Origin of the sequence: Psychrobacter sp. DAB_AL43B (assembly GCF_900168255.1) — a bacterium.
Taxonomy (GTDB): Bacteria; Pseudomonadota; Gammaproteobacteria; order Pseudomonadales; family Moraxellaceae; genus Psychrobacter.
The window spans coordinates 2,026,737-2,044,148 of sequence record NZ_LT799838.1; the positions used below are offsets into that span (position 1 = coordinate 2,026,737).

General features: G+C 41.3%; 14 protein-coding genes. 6 read left to right on the top strand and 8 right to left on the bottom strand.

What is annotated here, in order from left to right; genetic code table 11:
* Positions 1 to 141: 141 nt before the first annotated feature.
* The 4 genes from msrAB to DABAL43B_RS08775 form a co-directional block, all read right to left on the bottom strand.
* A complete protein-coding gene (msrAB, locus tag DABAL43B_RS08760) occupies positions 142 to 1,956 on the bottom strand; it encodes a bifunctional peptide-methionine (S)-S-oxide reductase MsrA/peptide-methionine (R)-S-oxide reductase MsrB (protein WP_079692011.1) in 1,815 nt (604 codons plus the stop codon).
* Positions 1,957 to 2,466: 510 nt separating this feature from the next.
* A complete protein-coding gene (locus tag DABAL43B_RS08765; RefSeq protein WP_079692012.1) occupies positions 2,467 to 3,339 on the bottom strand; it encodes an ATP-binding cassette domain-containing protein in 873 nt (290 codons plus the stop codon).
* Between the two features lie 86 nt (positions 3,340 to 3,425).
* Entirely contained in the window at positions 3,426 to 5,369 is a 1,944-nt protein-coding gene (locus DABAL43B_RS08770; protein ID WP_171996340.1) for a glycine betaine ABC transporter substrate-binding protein, read from the bottom strand.
* Between the two features lie 341 nt (positions 5,370 to 5,710).
* A complete protein-coding gene (locus tag DABAL43B_RS08775) occupies positions 5,711 to 7,198 on the bottom strand; it encodes a coniferyl aldehyde dehydrogenase (RefSeq protein WP_079692013.1) in 1,488 nt (495 codons plus the stop codon).
* 414 nt (positions 7,199 to 7,612) lie between these two features.
* Between DABAL43B_RS08775 and DABAL43B_RS08780 the strand changes: the two genes are divergently transcribed.
* From DABAL43B_RS08780 to DABAL43B_RS08800, 5 genes are all read left to right on the top strand, one after another.
* On the top strand, positions 7,613 to 8,473 hold the full coding sequence (locus tag DABAL43B_RS08780; protein ID WP_079692014.1) for a lipoyl protein ligase domain-containing protein: 861 nt from the start codon (positions 7,613 to 7,615) through the stop codon (positions 8,471 to 8,473).
* 204 nt (positions 8,474 to 8,677) lie between these two features.
* Complete coding sequence (locus DABAL43B_RS08785; RefSeq protein WP_079692015.1) at positions 8,678 to 9,208, top strand: inorganic diphosphatase; 531 nt, start codon at positions 8,678 to 8,680, stop codon at positions 9,206 to 9,208.
* A gap of 201 nt (positions 9,209 to 9,409) precedes the next feature.
* Positions 9,410 to 9,874: a hypothetical protein gene (locus tag DABAL43B_RS08790; protein ID WP_079692016.1), complete on the top strand. Its 465-nt coding sequence runs from the start codon at positions 9,410 to 9,412 to the stop codon at positions 9,872 to 9,874.
* 140 nt (positions 9,875 to 10,014) lie between these two features.
* The gene (locus tag DABAL43B_RS08795) at positions 10,015 to 10,338 is read left to right on the top strand and encodes a ribonuclease E inhibitor RraB (RefSeq protein ID WP_079692017.1); all 324 of its coding nucleotides are present in this window, start codon (positions 10,015 to 10,017) and stop codon (positions 10,336 to 10,338) included.
* 373 nt (positions 10,339 to 10,711) lie between these two features.
* Positions 10,712 to 11,035, top strand: coding sequence for a hypothetical protein (locus DABAL43B_RS08800; protein ID WP_079692018.1), 324 nt, complete (start codon positions 10,712 to 10,714; stop codon positions 11,033 to 11,035).
* A gap of 260 nt (positions 11,036 to 11,295) precedes the next feature.
* On the opposite strand, the gene DABAL43B_RS08805 is transcribed toward DABAL43B_RS08800, so the two are convergent.
* The 4 genes from DABAL43B_RS08805 to DABAL43B_RS08820 all read right to left on the bottom strand — a co-directional run bounded on the left by DABAL43B_RS08805 (position 11,296) and on the right by DABAL43B_RS08820 (position 16,348).
* The gene (locus tag DABAL43B_RS08805; RefSeq protein WP_079692019.1) at positions 11,296 to 12,183 is read right to left on the bottom strand and encodes an SDR family NAD(P)-dependent oxidoreductase; all 888 of its coding nucleotides are present in this window, start codon (positions 12,181 to 12,183) and stop codon (positions 11,296 to 11,298) included.
* Positions 12,184 to 12,350: 167 nt separating this feature from the next.
* Positions 12,351 to 13,382, bottom strand: coding sequence for a tRNA dihydrouridine synthase DusB (gene dusB / locus DABAL43B_RS08810; protein ID WP_079692020.1), 1,032 nt, complete (start codon positions 13,380 to 13,382; stop codon positions 12,351 to 12,353).
* A gap of 92 nt (positions 13,383 to 13,474) precedes the next feature.
* Positions 13,475 to 15,523 carry a BCCT family transporter gene (locus DABAL43B_RS08815; protein WP_079692021.1) on the bottom strand — a complete coding sequence of 683 codons (2,049 nt, stop codon included), beginning with the start codon at positions 15,521 to 15,523 and terminating at the stop codon, positions 13,475 to 13,477.
* 384 nt (positions 15,524 to 15,907) lie between these two features.
* Entirely contained in the window at positions 15,908 to 16,348 is a 441-nt protein-coding gene (locus DABAL43B_RS08820; RefSeq protein WP_079692022.1) for an HIT family protein, read from the bottom strand.
* Positions 16,349 to 16,586: 238 nt separating this feature from the next.
* Between DABAL43B_RS08820 and DABAL43B_RS08825 the strand changes: the two genes are divergently transcribed.
* The gene (locus tag DABAL43B_RS08825) at positions 16,587 to 17,354 is read left to right on the top strand and encodes a hypothetical protein (RefSeq protein ID WP_227516664.1); all 768 of its coding nucleotides are present in this window, start codon (positions 16,587 to 16,589) and stop codon (positions 17,352 to 17,354) included.
* Positions 17,355 to 17,412 lie beyond the last annotated feature (58 nt).

The window sequence follows — 17,412 nt, forward strand, 5'->3', positions numbered from 1 at the left end:
AAACTATAACAGCAAAAATACTACGATAACAAACCTGTTCATCATTTTTTTATCGTATGTCATATGAAAGTATGAGCCATAAAAAAGACGCTAAGCATTGCTTAACGTCTTTTTTGCAAGATTAAGTACCAACATTAATTATTAAGGCTTCGCTGGTTTAACCAATTTGACCAATGGTGCATAGCCTGATTGCGACATCACATCGACTGGGATAAACTGCAATGCGCCACCATTGATACAATAACGCAGGCCGCCACGGTCTTTTGGACCATCAGGGAATACATGACCGAGATGCGAATCCGCTACCCGTGAGCGAATCTCAGTACGCACCATATTAAATGCCATATCATCGTGCTGAGTAATCACTTGCATATCAATCGGCTTAGTAAAACTTGGCCAACCGCAACCAGATTGGTACTTATCAGTCGATAAGAATAATGGCTCACCGCTCACCACGTCTACATAGACACCAGGTGCAAATAATTCATCATATTCATGACTAAACGCTCGCTCAGTTCCGGCATCTTGGGTGATATTGTACTGGGCTTTGGTCAGTGTATTTTTCAGCGCCCCTTTATCAAACCCAGCATAACGCTTAGGATCTAACGTCTCAGCAACGCTGTTTACAGGCGCAAGCTTAGTACGTGCTGTGCCTTCAGGCTTATCATCAGCAAGGCTTAAATCAACATGACAATAGCCGTTTGGATTTTTCGCCAGATAATCTTGATGATACATCTCAGCCAAGTAGAAGTTGTCTAGTACTTCGTTTTCAACGACTACCTTTTGCTTATATTGACTTTGCACACGCTTAAGTGCGGCATCAATAACGGCTTTATCTGCTTTATCGGTATAATAAACGCCTGAACGATACTGTACACCGCGATCATTACCCTGCTTATTTAAGCTGGTTGGATCAACCACGCGGAAGTAGTATTTTAAAATAGTATCAAGATCGGTTTTATCGGCATCATAAGTGACTTTGACTGCTTCGACATGTCCTGAGCCACGAATCACTTGCTCATAGCTTGGGTTGGCACTATCGCCATTCGCATAGCCTGACACGGCATCTACGACACCATCCACCCGCTCCATATAGGCTTCAACGCCCCAAAAACAGCCACCAGCCAAGTAGATTGAGCGGGTATTAATCGCTTTACCTTTGTCATTATAATAAACGCCATCTTTTTGTTTGATGGTCTCAATCTTACTATTGTTATCCAATGCTTGGGCATTTGCTGGTTTAGCACTGCCGGCTTTTAACTCAGAAAAATCATTACCGGCATTTTCAGCGAGTGCATAGGCTTGCTCTGCTGACATATTACCTTTGACTAAATGCACCAAATTACCATTTTTATCGAGTATCGCCCAGCTTGGATAAACCTGTACGCCAAGTTTGTTAATCAATTCGCCTGAGGCATCGGATAATACTGGCAATTTTGGATAATCGGCTTGCACGCCAGCATACCAAGTACTGAATTCGCCATCAGCTTTTTCATTCAAATGACCGGGGCTTACAACAGTAACAACATTCAAATCGGCAAATTTAGGGTCAGTGCGCCATTCTTCAGTTTCTGCCAGCGTCCCTAAGCATAGCGGACACCAGCTTGCCCAAAACTTAACCAAGGTTGGTTTATTAGGGTCAATCACTGCTGCCCCATTCTTACCCAAACCTTTGGTCAGCTGTGGCAATGCTTGCATTTGTTTGAGCATATCAGATGGCAACATATCACGTGAGCTTTTCACGCCACTGTTTTGCGTGCTCTTGCTTGCGCTACTACTCGCATTATTCTCCGCACTGCTCATTTGTCCACAAGCGACTAATATTCCTGCACTCAATACCGTTGTCACGCCAAAAGCGCTGACGTTCTTTAACCAACGCGATGATGAGCGTTGTGAATTTGTCGCTAAATCATTAGCGTTGCTGCGATCATTATTGCGAATTTTTTTATGTGGCATGATATGTCCTTTTTACGAAGTCTTACGGCCATGAGCTAGAGATGATAAGGTCGCTCATGGTCTTCTTACGTTATTGATTAGAATGAGTGGGACGAGATTTTTGGAGAAAATAAACGTGCTGTAGAGCTACTCGCTACTTTTAAGCAAAGATAGGTAAAAAAATATGATGGTTGCACAAGAAATTTTGCAATCTGCTCATGTTATTAAAATAAAGCTATGTGCTAAAACAAACCTGTTTGATAAAAAATTATCTACATTAGATTATCTTAATAGTATACATCGATACTGGAGTTTACTTTAATAGTAAAGTATGAATTGCTACACTTTTTTAACAACGTAGTAAGAGTAGTGATATAGAAGAGGTATGCTTAATGCAATGGTTAGCATCTATATGTCATATATATAGAGATAAGGCTGAGTAAATAAAAGATATTATCAAGACAATCAATGAATTACCAAAAGTATTCATTAGATAACTTAATATAAATTGAGATTAAACTATCTTATTAATTAATTTTTAGCACGCATGAATTGTTTGACGTAGTCATCGGCAGGATGGTGGCGCAAATCACTTGACGTCCCTGTTTGTACCAAGCGTCCTCCATTTAAAATACTGATACGCTGACCTACTTTAACGGCTTCATCAATATCATGAGTAATAAAGACAATCGTTTTATGCAGACGCTCTTGTAACTCTAGCAATTGATCTTGCAATTGGGCACGAATAAGCGGGTCAAGCGCAGAGAACGCTTCATCCATGAGTAATATTGGATTGTCTGTCGCCAGAGCACGAGCCAGCCCGACGCGCTGCTGCATACCACCTGACAGCTCGTCAGGATAGCTTTGCTCCAAGTTTGAAAGCCCAACTTCATTAAGCCAGTGCCGGGCAATCTCATGGCGCGCGCGCGCGCTCATTTTTCGTACACGTAAACCATAAGCAACGTTCTGTATGACTGTCATATGTGGTACTAAGCCAAAGTGTTGAAATACCATACTGACCGTTTGCTGGCGATATTGCTGCAAGCCTTTATCATCAAGCTCTAAAATATTTATAGCAGATGGAGAATTTACAGTTTCTAATGCATCAGTAGCGGGTTTGGTATTAATAGCCGTATCGACCCATATTTTGCCGCTGGTTGGATCAATCAAGCGATTGATATGCCGTATCAATGTCGATTTACCAGAACCTGACAGCCCCATAATACAATGTAACTCGCCCGCCTTAATGTTTAAATTGATATCATAAAGGCCGACCGAATAGCCCGTTTGTTCCTTTACCGCAATACTATCCATACCCTCAGCTAGCAAGGCTAATGCAGACTGTGCTTGTGCGTTACTGGCATTATATATCTTACTAATATTCTCTAGCTGGATATGATTCATGATGACTCTCGTTATTTTTATTGTTCCATAGCTTTTATTATCACTAAGGCTATTTACGTATCTGACTTCTATCATCAAGCAAACTACTATCCAATTGGATGTTTGCCTGCGTCAATGGTTTTTTGCCGCGCGCGCTTGCCTTGCCCAAATGCTTGAGTAATACGGTCGATGATAATCGCTACGATAACGATAGCGGTACCTGCCTGTAATCCCTGACCGATATTGAGCGTTTGAATAGATTGTAATACATCTTCACCAAGCCCAGGCGCGCCAATCATAGAGGCAAGCACCACCATCGCAAGCGACATCATTACAGCTTGATTAATACCTGCCATGATACTGGGTAGCGCTTGCGGCAATTTAATCCAAATAAGCAGTTGCAAATGTGAACTGCCAAATGAACGCCCTGCTTCGACCATCTCATGGTTGACTTGAGTGATACCCAAAGTCGTCAGACGAATCAATGGCGGCAGCGCATAAATAACCGTCGCAAATAGCGCTGGCACTTTACCAATACCAAACAGCATCAGCACCGGTATTAAATACACAAAACTTGGCATAGTCTGCATCACATCTAGTATAGGAGTGACGATCTTGCGGAGCAACTTACTACCCGACATAGCAATGCCAATAGGAATACCAATCACCACCGTGACCAATACCGATACTATTAATAGCGCCAACGTGTCAATCAGCGCGCCCCATAATCCAAATGCCCCAATTAAAAACAAGCCTGCACCGCACGCCAGTGCAAACCAAATCTTACGTACGCCAAACCACGCTAAGACAGTCACTAACGCAATAATCAGCCATGGCGGAATAATGGTTAATAATCGCTCGATAGGGATGAGTAAATACGTTAGCGCCATCGTACTAATAGCACGGAATACGTCACCGTAATTTTGTACGACGCTTGCTAGTGCCTTATTAAGTGGCGTCTCAAGTGACCATGAGGGGAAGAACTTTGATGATAAGCCTAATGAGTTCGTATTAGATACTGTTGTATCAGTAGCGATAGTAGCGCCTGTTAAGCTAATACCTAACTTAGCAGCAAGGTTCTTGGCCGCCTCATTCGATACCCATTCTTGCCACACATTTGGGTTGTCACGCAAAAACGCCAACGCTTGCTCCTCCCCGCTACGCTTACTTTCACTCATCTCCAAGATAGCGCCATTGAGCTCATCAGAGGTAAACTGTACTTTTTTGAAAACATCCGCCAGCTCAGGATTGGCAGCGATAAACGGAGTAGATACAGCGATACCTAGAGGTGATACAGGGAATCCAGAAACACAAGCAGATATGCCATCAGCGAGTAGCAAGTCTTGCCAGCACTCATCTTTATAAGCTGCAAATTCTAACACTGCAAAATCATATTTTGCCATTAAACCAGTAGGCTGCCAATAATAGAACAATAGCGGTTTATGCTGCTCAAAAGCGGAGGCAATCTCCGCATCGAGAGCAGCACCCGTACCTGGATGCGCATTATTAAACACACTGTCCAAACCGGTATTTTTGAGAAGGCGAGTATTAAAAATCTCACATGTCCAACCAGATGGACAATTCATAAAGCGTGACTTACCAGGGTTTTCAGGATCCTTAAAAAGCTCAGCGTATTTAGGTAGGTCCTGATAGCCGCGCAATCCAGGGTTTTCATCCAGCACATACTTAGGAACGTACCAACCTTGAGTCGCCCCGCCTTTCAGCGTATCGCCAATCACTGCGACCTTATTCTGGGCAATGGCTTGCTCCATGATTGGGGAACGTCCAACCCATTGTTCACCAATGACTTGGATATCATTTTGTGACAATGCCGTTTCAAGCGCCGGACCTGCACCGGGCACTTCTGTTACTTGACAGCCGTAACCACTCTCAGCGATATATTTGAGTACACCCGTGGTGAACTGTCCACTCTCCCACGTTAGCGCTCCAAACTTAATCGGCGTGTCACAAGTTGGCAAGGCGGCTGATACTGGTGGAGACAGTAATAGCGAGCTTATGAGCAATAAGCTAAATGCAATCCATTGGCGCACGGCATGTCCTATTTATCATTTTTATCGTGACTAGAATGACTATCCTTTAGCTTAATAAAACTGATTTTTAACCAAGCCTTTATTGCTAGACATCCATTTAAAAGTAACAGCAATATCGTTTAGACTCACTACAAAGTGTAGCGATTTATAAGACTGATAACAAATGTTTATTTGTCAATCATTAAGACTACTCTCTACATTTTAATGGTCATAAAAGATATGGCTGTTAAGCTTGATAAAATTCAAAATTTAATTGTATATAAAAAAATAGCACCTACCTGAGTAGATGCTATTAATTACAGAAAATCTGTATGCATATTTAAAATTATTACTCTAAAGCTCTATTTCAAGAACAGCGCCATGGCCTTTTTAAATAAGCCACCATACGGCGGTAATAAGATATTCAGACCGTTAATTCTGGATTGTATAAAGATTGGCTTCATATGGCTTAAACGCTCAAAGCCCGCTTTACCATGATACGCCCCTGTACCTGAGTCGCCAACACCGCCAAATGGTAAGTCATGCTGCACCACATGCATAACAACTTCATTAATACAGAGACCGCCCGATACTGTGTGGGTACGAACCTTGTCTATGTCACGGTTATTATCACCGAATACATATAGCGCTAACGGACGTGGACGCTCGTTGATGAAGGCAATGGCGTCATCAAGGGTGTCGTAATGCATTAACGGTAGGATGGGTGCAAAGATTTCATTTTGCATCACGTCACTATCAGGAGCAGGCTCGCTGACAATTACCGGCGGCATTAGACGAGTTTCAACATTAGAGTCAGCAGCAGTAAGCTTATGAACACCCTCACCTGACAAACTGTCTAAATATCCTTTAACCCGTTTAAATTGCTCACCATTGATAATGCGCGAGTAGTCAGGGTTGTCTTCTATATTAGGATAGTGCTTTTCCATCCACTCTCTTGCTAGACGAATAAACTCTTCATGATATTGACGCTGGATGAGCACATAGTCAGGCGCAATACAGGTCTGACCTGCATTCAGGGTTTTGCCCATCATCACACGGTTGACGGCGTTTTCTAAGTTTGCACCTTCTAAAACTACCACAGGAGACTTACCACCCAGCTCAAGCGTGACTGGCGTTAAATTAGGAGCCGCAGCCGCCATGACCTTTTTGCCGACCGCTGTAGAGCCGGTATACAGCAGATGGTCAAAAGGCAATTTACTAAATTCTTCAGCAATCTCAACCTCACCAATCACCACACAAACCATATCGGGTGAAAAATAACGCGAAATAGTATCTGCAAAGGTTTGCGCAAATTGTGGCGCCGCTTCACTCATTTTAATCATAATGCGGTTGCCAGCGGTGAGCGCATCAATCATTGGTCCTATTGCCAAAAACAATGGGTAGTTCCAAGGAACCATAATACCAACCACGCCCAATGGTTGTGGCAGGATCTCATTGTGTGCAGGCATATAAAGCGCTGAAATCGATACACGCTGCGCTTTCATCCATCTTTTACCGTGTTTTTTAGCATGACTGATACCAGTAAAGCTAGGGAATAACTCGGCAAACTGAGTTTCTGACTCACTACGATAGCCAAAGTCTGCGCTAATAGACTTAGCAAGCAATGCTTGATTATCACTCAGCATCACCTCTAAATTATCAAGTTGATTTGCACGAGTGGCCCAATCATTAATGGGTTGAGTACGGCTTAATTTTTTCAAGCGTGAAAATTGCGCCTGCATATCAGCCACTGTCTTGACGGTACTAAGCGAGTCATACTCATTGTAAGTATCGTTCGTATTTTCGGCCTGATTGTTTTGGGCTTGATTGTTCTGATTATTGTCTGTCATTTATATTCCTTTTCATATGCGTTAGAGTCGGCACGCTATATTAAGTTTAAGACTCTATATTTTTTATTAGACACTGTGTTTATATAAATATCTTACCTACACAGTAGCGTCTAATAATGAAAGCTGATGAGATTCCATTCAATGCGTTCTATTCAATAGCATTTAATGTAGCGCATTGACCAACAAATGAACAGCACCTTTAATTGACTACTGGGTTTGTATAAGATGCGTGTCCGTTAGCTGATACGTGATTGATATTTCACGGTGTTTTTAGACTAGCTATAGAAGTGAAGGCTTAAAAAATGAGACAATTATTCTTAAAATTTAAATTTGGGCGACAATATTAAAACTGCTACACTCAATATTAGCTAGACACATCCATCTGAACAACAAAACTATAAGACAGCCACTCTCATGCAAAACGCCAGCCAACCGCTTAATGATACACTTATCACAAAATCGCTCTCAACCGCCGATTATGTTCCTACCCTCGATGCCATGCTATCGCGTACATTAGCGCGTATTGCCCTCAAAAAAGAGCAAGGGCTGCGTACTCCTGATGAGTTATGGATTGTCGATCACAATGACGTCTATACACTTGGACAAGCCGGTAAAGAAGAGCATATCTTACAGCGTACTAACACGCCTATTATTAAGACAGATCGTGGTGGTCAGGTGACATGGCACGGGCACGGTCAGCTGGTTATTTATTGGTTGTTTGACTTAAATAGCTTAGGCTGGAGTGTACGCAATATGGTCTCGCATGCTGAACAAGCCATCGAAGATCTGGTCAATGACTGTGTAAAAAGCCCATCATCATCTGACCCCATTCATATCAGCGCCCGTGCTCGCCGTGATGCACCCGGTGTTTACTTATATGCTGACACCTCTGAAGAAAACAATAGAGATACAGATGTAGAAGCATCTGCTGCTGACATAGATATCGATATCGATAATACAATTATGCTGGGGAAAATTGCTTCGCTCGGCTTCAAAATTAAGCATGGTTTTAGCTACCATGGTATCGCCATTAATTTAAATTGTGATTTATCAGCATTTAATGCCATTAATCCGTGCGGTTACGCTGGGATGCAAATGTTACGGCTGGCCGATTTTGTCAATATGGATAAACAGACGGACCAAGCGCTCAATGAAAAATCCGCGACCGATATTTCCAAATCGCTCACTTATGAGCAAGTCACTCAAAAACTTATAGACAATATCGCTGAGCGTCATGCAGGACGTATCAAATTGCGAGCACTAGCGCCAAAGTAAAAAGTAAATTGATTGAGTCTCTTTTTGCATAATCCTTTTTTGCATAATATCGTGCGCGCTTAGACTTAAGCATTGTGAGAAAATTTGATTCAAACTTGTTATAATCGTCAGCGGCACAAGTTGGGCGCAGCAACAATCCTTGTACGCCAACCTTTATCCTTTTACGACTCAAACATTCATAACAAAAGCAAATTGGAGTATTTTATGGCAGATTTCAATAAAATTTTAGACGCAGGTGACGTCGACGGTGGCATCATTAACGTGGTAATAGAAATTCCAACAGGTAGCAGCCATAAAATTGAGTGGAATCGCGAATTGGCTGTATTTGAGCTTGATCGTATTGATCCACAAATTTTTGCCAAACCTTGCAACTATGGTTTTATCCCGCAAACGCTTGATGAAGATGGCGATGAGTTGGACGCATTAATCATCACTGAATACCCATTAACGACTGGCATTTTCTTAAAAGCTAAAGTTATCGGTGTTATGAAGTTCGTTGATGATGGCGAAGTGGATGACAAAATTGTCGTCGTACCAGCGGATGACCGCAATAATGGCAATGCTTATAACAGCTTAGCTGATTTGCCTGAACAGCTTATCAAACAATTAGAATTCCATTTCAGCCATTATAAAGACCTTAAAAAAGCCGGTACAACGGTTGTCGAATCTTGGGGTGATGTTGCAGAAGCCAAAGAAGTGATTAAAGAGTCTATTCAGCGCTGGAAAGACATATAAACGATAGCCGTTTTACTTTAAAAGTAAACCAGCCCTGATAGTTTATAAAATGAGGTTTATCATAAGTAAGATAAACTTTATAAAAAATACCGCAGACACGCTGATGACTGCGGTATTTTTTTGCTTGAATTCCGCTCGTATAAAATGGTTATAATAACCCATATCATACCTACCTATTATCACGCTCAAATAAGGACAGTCATGTTTGACTCTGATTCAGGCTCAAAGCCTACCAATGCAAAGTTGCCAAGGACAGTTATTATGATGGTCGAAAAAGGCAATCTGGTAATGGCGATTAAGACTTTAGCCGCCGATGAAAATATCAGTATGGATGCCGCTAAATCTCGGATAGATGCTTACGAGCTAAAGCTGAAGAACGAGCAACAGCAAAAACTTAATACTATCGCCAATAAACAAGGTATACCGAGTCAAGCCTTTAGCTTTGATAGAGAGCCGGTTGAGGAAGAAACGGAGCGCTTGATTAAGAGTCGGGTCAAGTCTACCCCGCCCGAACAAGGTTTCCAAAGCTTACAAGATGGTGTCGACAGTCAACTCAATGATTTGGGCTATAAAAAGCCACTGTTGCCCTATTGGGCAAAACGATTATTAATTATCGCGATCATCATGGCAGGATTGTTTTGGATATTATGGCGTGTGTTTGGCTAGTCTGTTTTAAGTGGTTCCTTTATAGCAGTCTATTTTGAGTGGTCTGTTAATAGGTTTGAAGGCTGAAATAGCTGGTTCCGCTAGGGTATAGTTTTTTCTAACTATCTCTATTACTTTAAATATGAACAAAGGACATCAAGATGAATAAAGAACTACCGAATGATGATACTGGGAATGCATTGCAAAGATTAAAAGATGATGGAACAGATTTGACAAAAATGATTGAAATGGATTTTTTTATCTCAGTACCATCTGAGAGTTTTGGAATTTTAATAATAGAAAAAATTAAGGAAGCTTTACCAAATGCTACTTTCGACATTGAAGAAGAAGAAGATTTTACATGCTATTGCAAAATATCCATGATTCCTAGCTATGATGATGTAGTAGAAACTGAATCATTACTGAATGCTATAGCAAAGCCGTATGGTGGTTATATAGATGGTTTTGGATCTTTTGGTAATTAAATCAAAAACCAACCTTTGAGCTATACTGAAGAAACTGTAGAGATAAACATTGTAGATTTTAATCAGACAGCTCAGTGGTTATAACCCATACTATTAATTTCATAGTCATGAAAATCATATCTAACACCAGCAGTTCGAAGCCTATATAGCGCAACGAATATCTTCCCATAATGGTGTTAAATCGCTACCTTTTTACGGTCTGAAATGGGCGGTAGAAAACCCGAAAAACCCCCGATTATTCCCATAGCAGACGTTATGACAAATGAATTTAGAACCGAAAAAGTTATCAAGTAGATAACTATAGAGATATCTCACACCATGCTATTAGTTTGCATATATAATTAATGACATCAATAGTAAGTAGAAAAAAGTCATGCCACTGCTTAAGTTTTCGGTCGTAAATAAAACAACGATTTTTTTAATAGCGGCGATGTTCTCCGCCTCGGCTATGGCAATGGATTTTAATCAACCAGAACGATTAGCCTATCAAGGCGATGCTATATCTCAATCAAACCCTGAAGTGATGTACTACAAGGGGCAAAGAGAGCGTAAGAATTATATTGAATCAGCTAAATCTTATCAAAAATTTGCCGACAAAGGCGATGTTAGAGCTCACACCGTCTTTGCAATAAATATAACAATAGCCAAAATATGCGTCAAGATTATATCAAAGCAAGTGAGTTGTATTGAAAATTAGCCAGCTAATGGAATACTAGTGCTCAATATAGTGTTGGCAATTATTACTACTACAAGAGCAGAGGTGTGCGTTAAAATAAAGATAACGCAAACGCACTTTCAAACATTAAATAAAAGATAGTTCGCATTTCTAACCATACGCTAGCTAAAAAAACACCGCTATCCTATCCGTCTATATCATTATCAATAATTTTAAGGCATTAAAAAAGGACGCTGCAGCATCCTTTTTTATTTTAGGTCAAGGCTAATAAAAACCCTATTCTAATGGTGCTCACCAGGTAAGATTCTGGCAAAGGCACGCTGCGCAAGGTTTGGTTTTTTATCAGTAGTTAGACCAGCGCGGGTGCTTGGGAAAATACGATAGCCTATCGATTGAATACCAACGTTGATCGCTGGTGCTAATGAATAAGTAGCAGAAGCAAATTTACCCATGTTGCTAGCGATACTGTTTGGTTTATGAACAATCGCCTTTGCAACCATCATCGCCGCTTCATCAGGCATAAGCGCGGGCATATAACGATATAGTTTAGTCGGCTCAATCATCGGCGTACGCACCAATGGCATGAATATATTAGTTATCGTCACATTATCACCTTTTACTTCAGCGGCGAGGCAACGGCTAAAGGCGTCCAATGCCGATTTCGATGCAACATAGGCAGCAAAACGCGGACTATTTGCCAATACACCAATCGATGAGATATTAACAATTTGACCAGTCTGACGTTCAATCATCGTCGGCAAAAACCCAAGGATGATTTTGACGGCACCAAAGTAATTAATATCCATAGTGCGCTCAAAATCATGGAAACGATCAGTAGACTCGTGAACCGAACGGCGAATCGAACGACCGGCATTATTTACTAATACATCAACATGACCGAAATCAGCCAAAATTTGCGCGCTGACTGTTTCAATAGCATCCATATTGGTCAAATCACAAGGATAATAACTGGCCTTACCACCAAGCTCCTTAATACGTTCTTTAACGGCTTTTAGCTTATCTTCAGTACGTGCCAATAAGATAACATGAGCACCGCATTCACTGAGTAAAAAGGCTGTACGCTCACCAATACCGCTTGATGCCCCTGTGATAATAATGTGCTTATCTTTGACCGCTTTAATGATTTCTTTTTTTGAGGGATTGGCCATGAAACATCCTTTTAAGAATTAGACTTCCGTTAATGTTCGCCTAAAGAATAGCAAATATAGTTGGATTAAAGGTAATAAATAAGCCGTAAAGCCCATTTATTTTGATGGTTATTAGCATTTAATAGCGTATTAACCCGTTTATTGCTCAAATTGTGAGTTTTTGCTCGTTATTCGTGAGCGTGTAAAAAATCCTCGACTACCCGAAACTGACCAGCGGTGCTTTCTTCACCATACATGGCTTGGCGAAAAGCATTAGAGTTGGGAATACCTGTGGTATACCAGGCAATATGCTTGCGAGCAATTCGGCAGCCTGAGTATTCACCATAAAAACCGTAAAGCTCCTCTAAATGCGCCAGTACAATTTCTTTTATCTCGCTTACGCTAGGTGCATCAAGGTTTTCACCCGTACGTAAAAAATGTTCAATATCACGAAATATCCACGGTTGACCTTGGGCAGCGCGTCCAATCATCACCGCATCACAACCGGTCAAATCATAGACACGCTGCGCTTTTTGCGCACTATCAATATCGCCATTGGCGATTACTGGAATACTAATGCTTTCTTTGACCTCACGTATCAGCTCATAGCGTGCCTCTCCGGTGTACATATCTTCGCGCGTGCGTCCATGAATGGCAATCGCCGCAATACCAGCTTGCTCAGCTCGCTTTGCTACACGCAGGATATTCTCACGTCCATTCTCATAGCCCAATCGCGTTTTTAAAGTAACGGGTGCATCAACAGCATTGACAGCAGCATCCAATAAACGCGCTACCAAATCCTCATCTTGCAATAATGCCGAACCTGCCAGCTTACGGCAGACTTTTTTGGCTGGACAGCCCATATTGATATCAATAATTTGCGCGCCATTATCAATCTGATAACGAGCCGCTTCTGCTAACTTATCAGGTTCAGCGCCCGCTATCTGCGCAGAAATAGGCGCTATCTCATTATCAAAGTTGGCACGGTATAGCGATTTTTTGCGCGCATACAGTGCCGTATCAGCGATAATCATCTCGCTGACTGCATGACCAGCACCAAACGATTTACACAATCTGCGGAACGGATTATCCGTCACGCCAGCCATCGGTGCGACTATCAGACGGTTTTCAATCGTCAAGCCGCCAATCACTAATGGCTGCAATAAAGGGTGATCTGAGACAGGCAAAGACAAAGGTAAAACAGGAGAATCAATAGACATAAAAAACGGCTTGCATCCTAATGAAAATAAGTCAATGAAAACAAGCCGTTATTCTAAGCATTCTTAATATTATTGCAAGTTATTAAAGCAAGCTACTTATCAAACACACTGCCCTGCTCTAAGGTAATATCATCATCATGTTCTTGCATACGCCAAGGTAAAATATCCGGCGAAACATTAACGAAGTGTAGATATTTTTCAAATTGATCAATAATGTCATTAATCACTGATTCAGACTCATAACCATATAAATCATAAGTCTGGCCACCACGGCGCAGATATACTTCAGCGCGATGATCATGCTGTTGTGGTAATTTATCAGCGCCCTCTTCAGTGTAATAATCCGGTGTGTCATGCTCAGACAAACGTACCTCATACCAAAACTCAACACCATCGCCGCGTTGCAGCTCTAGTACCGCACGATTATTAATTGCATCGTAATTGACATGAGTCGTCCAACCAGTTTCTGTAAATTTCTCTGAGACTTCTACCATCGAAGGCATAATAGTCTCTTTGATATAGCTCAAGACTTTATCGCGAGTTGGCTGATCGGCCATATAGTCAATGCGCTCACGCCATGCGGATGGCTTGAGCAGATGTGGCGGGATTCTATTATCGTTATCTAGGCTCTGGTTACGATGCCCTTCAATACGTAGCGCGCGCCACATACCAAATATCGAAATTAATATAATAACGGCAAACGGTAACGCGCTGACAATAGCTGCTGTTTGTAGCGCTGTAAGACCACCGGCTATAAGGAGAGCAGCTGCTACTGCCCCTTCAGTGACCACCCAAAACGTGCGCTGCCACCATGGTGTATCACTACGTCCACCGGCTGCCAAAGAGTCAATAACCAATGAACCTGAATCCGATGAGGTTACAAAGAAGGTAATAATTAATAGCACCGTCAATGATGAGACAATCTGAGTAAATGGTAAGTTCTCTAATAGTTTAAATAACGCAATCGCTTGGTTATTTTGTACTTCAGTAATCAGCGATTCATAGCCATCGACCATAATCATATGTAGCGCAGTATCACCGAATACTGAAAACCAAAAGAAAGTAAACAAGGTCGGCACCAACATCACACCTAACACAAACTCCCGAATGGTACGACCACGGCTAATTTTGGCGATAAATAGACCGACAAATGGCGCCCATGCGATCGTCCATGCAAAGATAAATAGTGTCCAACTACCGATCCAATCACTCGATTGATACGCTTGCAAGCTAAAGGTACGCTCTACGATATTACCTAAATAACTGCCCGTATTTTCCATAAAGGCATTAAGAATAAATATGGTCGGACCAACAACAAATACAAACAGCATCAGCGCGGTTGCCAATACCATATTTAGAATAGACAGCCGCTTCACGCCTTTATCCATCCCCGCTAACACCGATATTAGAGCGGCCGCTGTAACCAGCGCAATAATAATCACCTGAACCGTGTTACTAACCGGAATCATATCTGGTAGCAGATAGTTTAAGCCGGCATTAATTTGCGATACCGACAGACCTAAACTGGTCGCGATACCGAACATCGTGCCCACAATCGCAAACACATCTACGGTATGACCGATAGGACCATAAATTTTATCACCGATCAATGGATATAATGTTGAGCGTATCGACAACGGTAGCCCATGACGAAAGGAGAAATACGCCAATGACACGCCTACCACTCCATAAATCGCCCAAATATGAAAGCCCCAATGAAAATAAGCAATTTGCATCGCTTCTTTGGCAGCCTCAATGGTTTGCGGTGTCGATAACGGTGGACTAGCAAAGTGTATCACCGGCTCTGCTACTCCGTAGAATAGCAAGGCTATGCCATAACCTGCCGAAAACAACATAGCAAACCATTCAAGAAACTTATACTCAGCTTCAGCATGATCGGGGCCTAATTTAATACTGCCATAAGGTGAAAATGCTAGAAAGATAATAAACATTAAAAATATGGCCACGGCCAACATATAAAACCAACCGAAAGTATCGGTGACAAAATTCAGTACGGTACTAAATAGCTCGCCAGCTGCTTCGGGATTAACCGCAGTGCCGATCACTAATAGCAGCATAATGGCTGCTGCCGGTACAAATACTGGCAATAAAATGGTGGAACGGGATGACTTACTCTTCATAAAGATGTTCTCATTAAAACGGACACCTTAAAGAAACCTCTAAAACCAGTTTCTTAAAAAGATATATCCTCAAATTATTCTTAAGGTGTTAAAAAACGATGCTTTGTTTAAAACCCTAAAATGGAATGAGCAATAATGTCAAAATAATCGACAACGCTCAGATAAGCGATAATGCCCAAATAGAAGTAATGTTTACCACAAACCCTTTATAAACCCCAGTATTGATGTTAGTTTGTAACATTATTTTAACGTTTATTACATGACTATTACCAAGTAATAAAAAAGGCAACTTGTTAGTTGCCCTTTTATAATTATTGAGAAAATCAATTCTTTATACTGTTTTGATTAAGAAAACTCATAGGAAAATCATAAGAAACTTCAAATTCAAGCGTTAATAATAGCTGCCAACTGCTGAGCCTGCTCTGCCAATTCGTCTTGATTGGCCATCTTGATGGCATGCTTACCTAATTCATGGATACTAGAGGGAATCAGGTGCACATGGTAATGAAAAACGGTCTGTCCCGCTTCAGAACCATTTAACTGCATTTGAATAATACCTTCACGTTTAAACACTTGACGCTGGGCCTGCATAATTTTTTTACAAGTCATCAAAACAGCTGCTGCGTACTCAGGCTCAAGATCAGCCAAGTCAACCGCTTTTTGCTTAGGGATGACCAATACATGCCCTTCTGCTTGCGGCATGATGTCCATAAAAGCGAGGGTTTTATCGTCTTCATAAACCTTATGATATGGAATATCACCGTTTAGCATTTTGGCAAAAATGTTGTTGTCATCGTAAGCGGTCTGTTGACTGACTTGACTCATTATTTTATTCCTTTAGTTGTTATTGAATTGATATTAAATTTGATGTCTACAATATAGTGGACGAAATATGGTAAGAGTACAAGTTGGTGACACCGTAAAGTAAGTTGAAAATCAAACGGTAATTAAGCAAATAGTGACTTTGACCATCCAAGCACGCTAATTTATTGGCGTGCAACCCTTATTAAATGTTATATTAATCCTCTATTTTAATAACCCTACGTTTATGGATTTGACAGCCTTGCCCACTCAATCATCAGATAATCATGACACTTATTCAGAACCTCACAATACAGCAACGGCATCTGTATTAGATAACGCTATGGCTGATAGCGATGGACAAGAGGCGTCTACTATCGCGAATAGTACTCAAATCACTGATCCTAACGCTATTATTTTAGCTGAAGCTGTGACCGATAAGACAATCAGTTGGCAGATACATAATTGCAAAATCAGTAAAAAGACCGTCACGCAAGATTTGCCGTTGCCGTTTTTATATCACTATGACAGCTTAGAGGATGCTATTAAACAGACACATCCGCTAACACCCGTTTTACTCGCTAAATTTAATACGCCCATGACTGCTGCTGAGGCCGCTAAGCTGATTGGTATCGACGAAGCACTCATATCCAGTCCGTGGCATGTCAAAGTGATTGGCTCATTGGTGGTATTTAGCGAAGCATTACAGTTAGCCGTTCGTTTGCATTGGACCAATACGGGCAAAGACACGCAGCAGATTTATACTCAAAACGAAGCTGACGCTATCATTGCTGCTTTTAAAGAATGGCAGTTTTTTGGTCGTATTGATGTCCTCTATAAAAACGATAAGCAAACACTAGTCAGTATTGATGAGCAAGCTGAAAGTAATAAGCAGCTACTTACTATTGATACGAGCGCTGATTATCAATTCTTGCCAGCGACTCATGCATTGGTCGTTATCGCTAAGCTAGAAGCAGATAAAACTGAGTTACCTTGGTTTGAAACCGCCATTTTAGAGCGTCTTGCATAAATTTTTGACCCTCAAGTCTTGATGATTATCGTCTAATTATTTTTAGTTACTCATATCT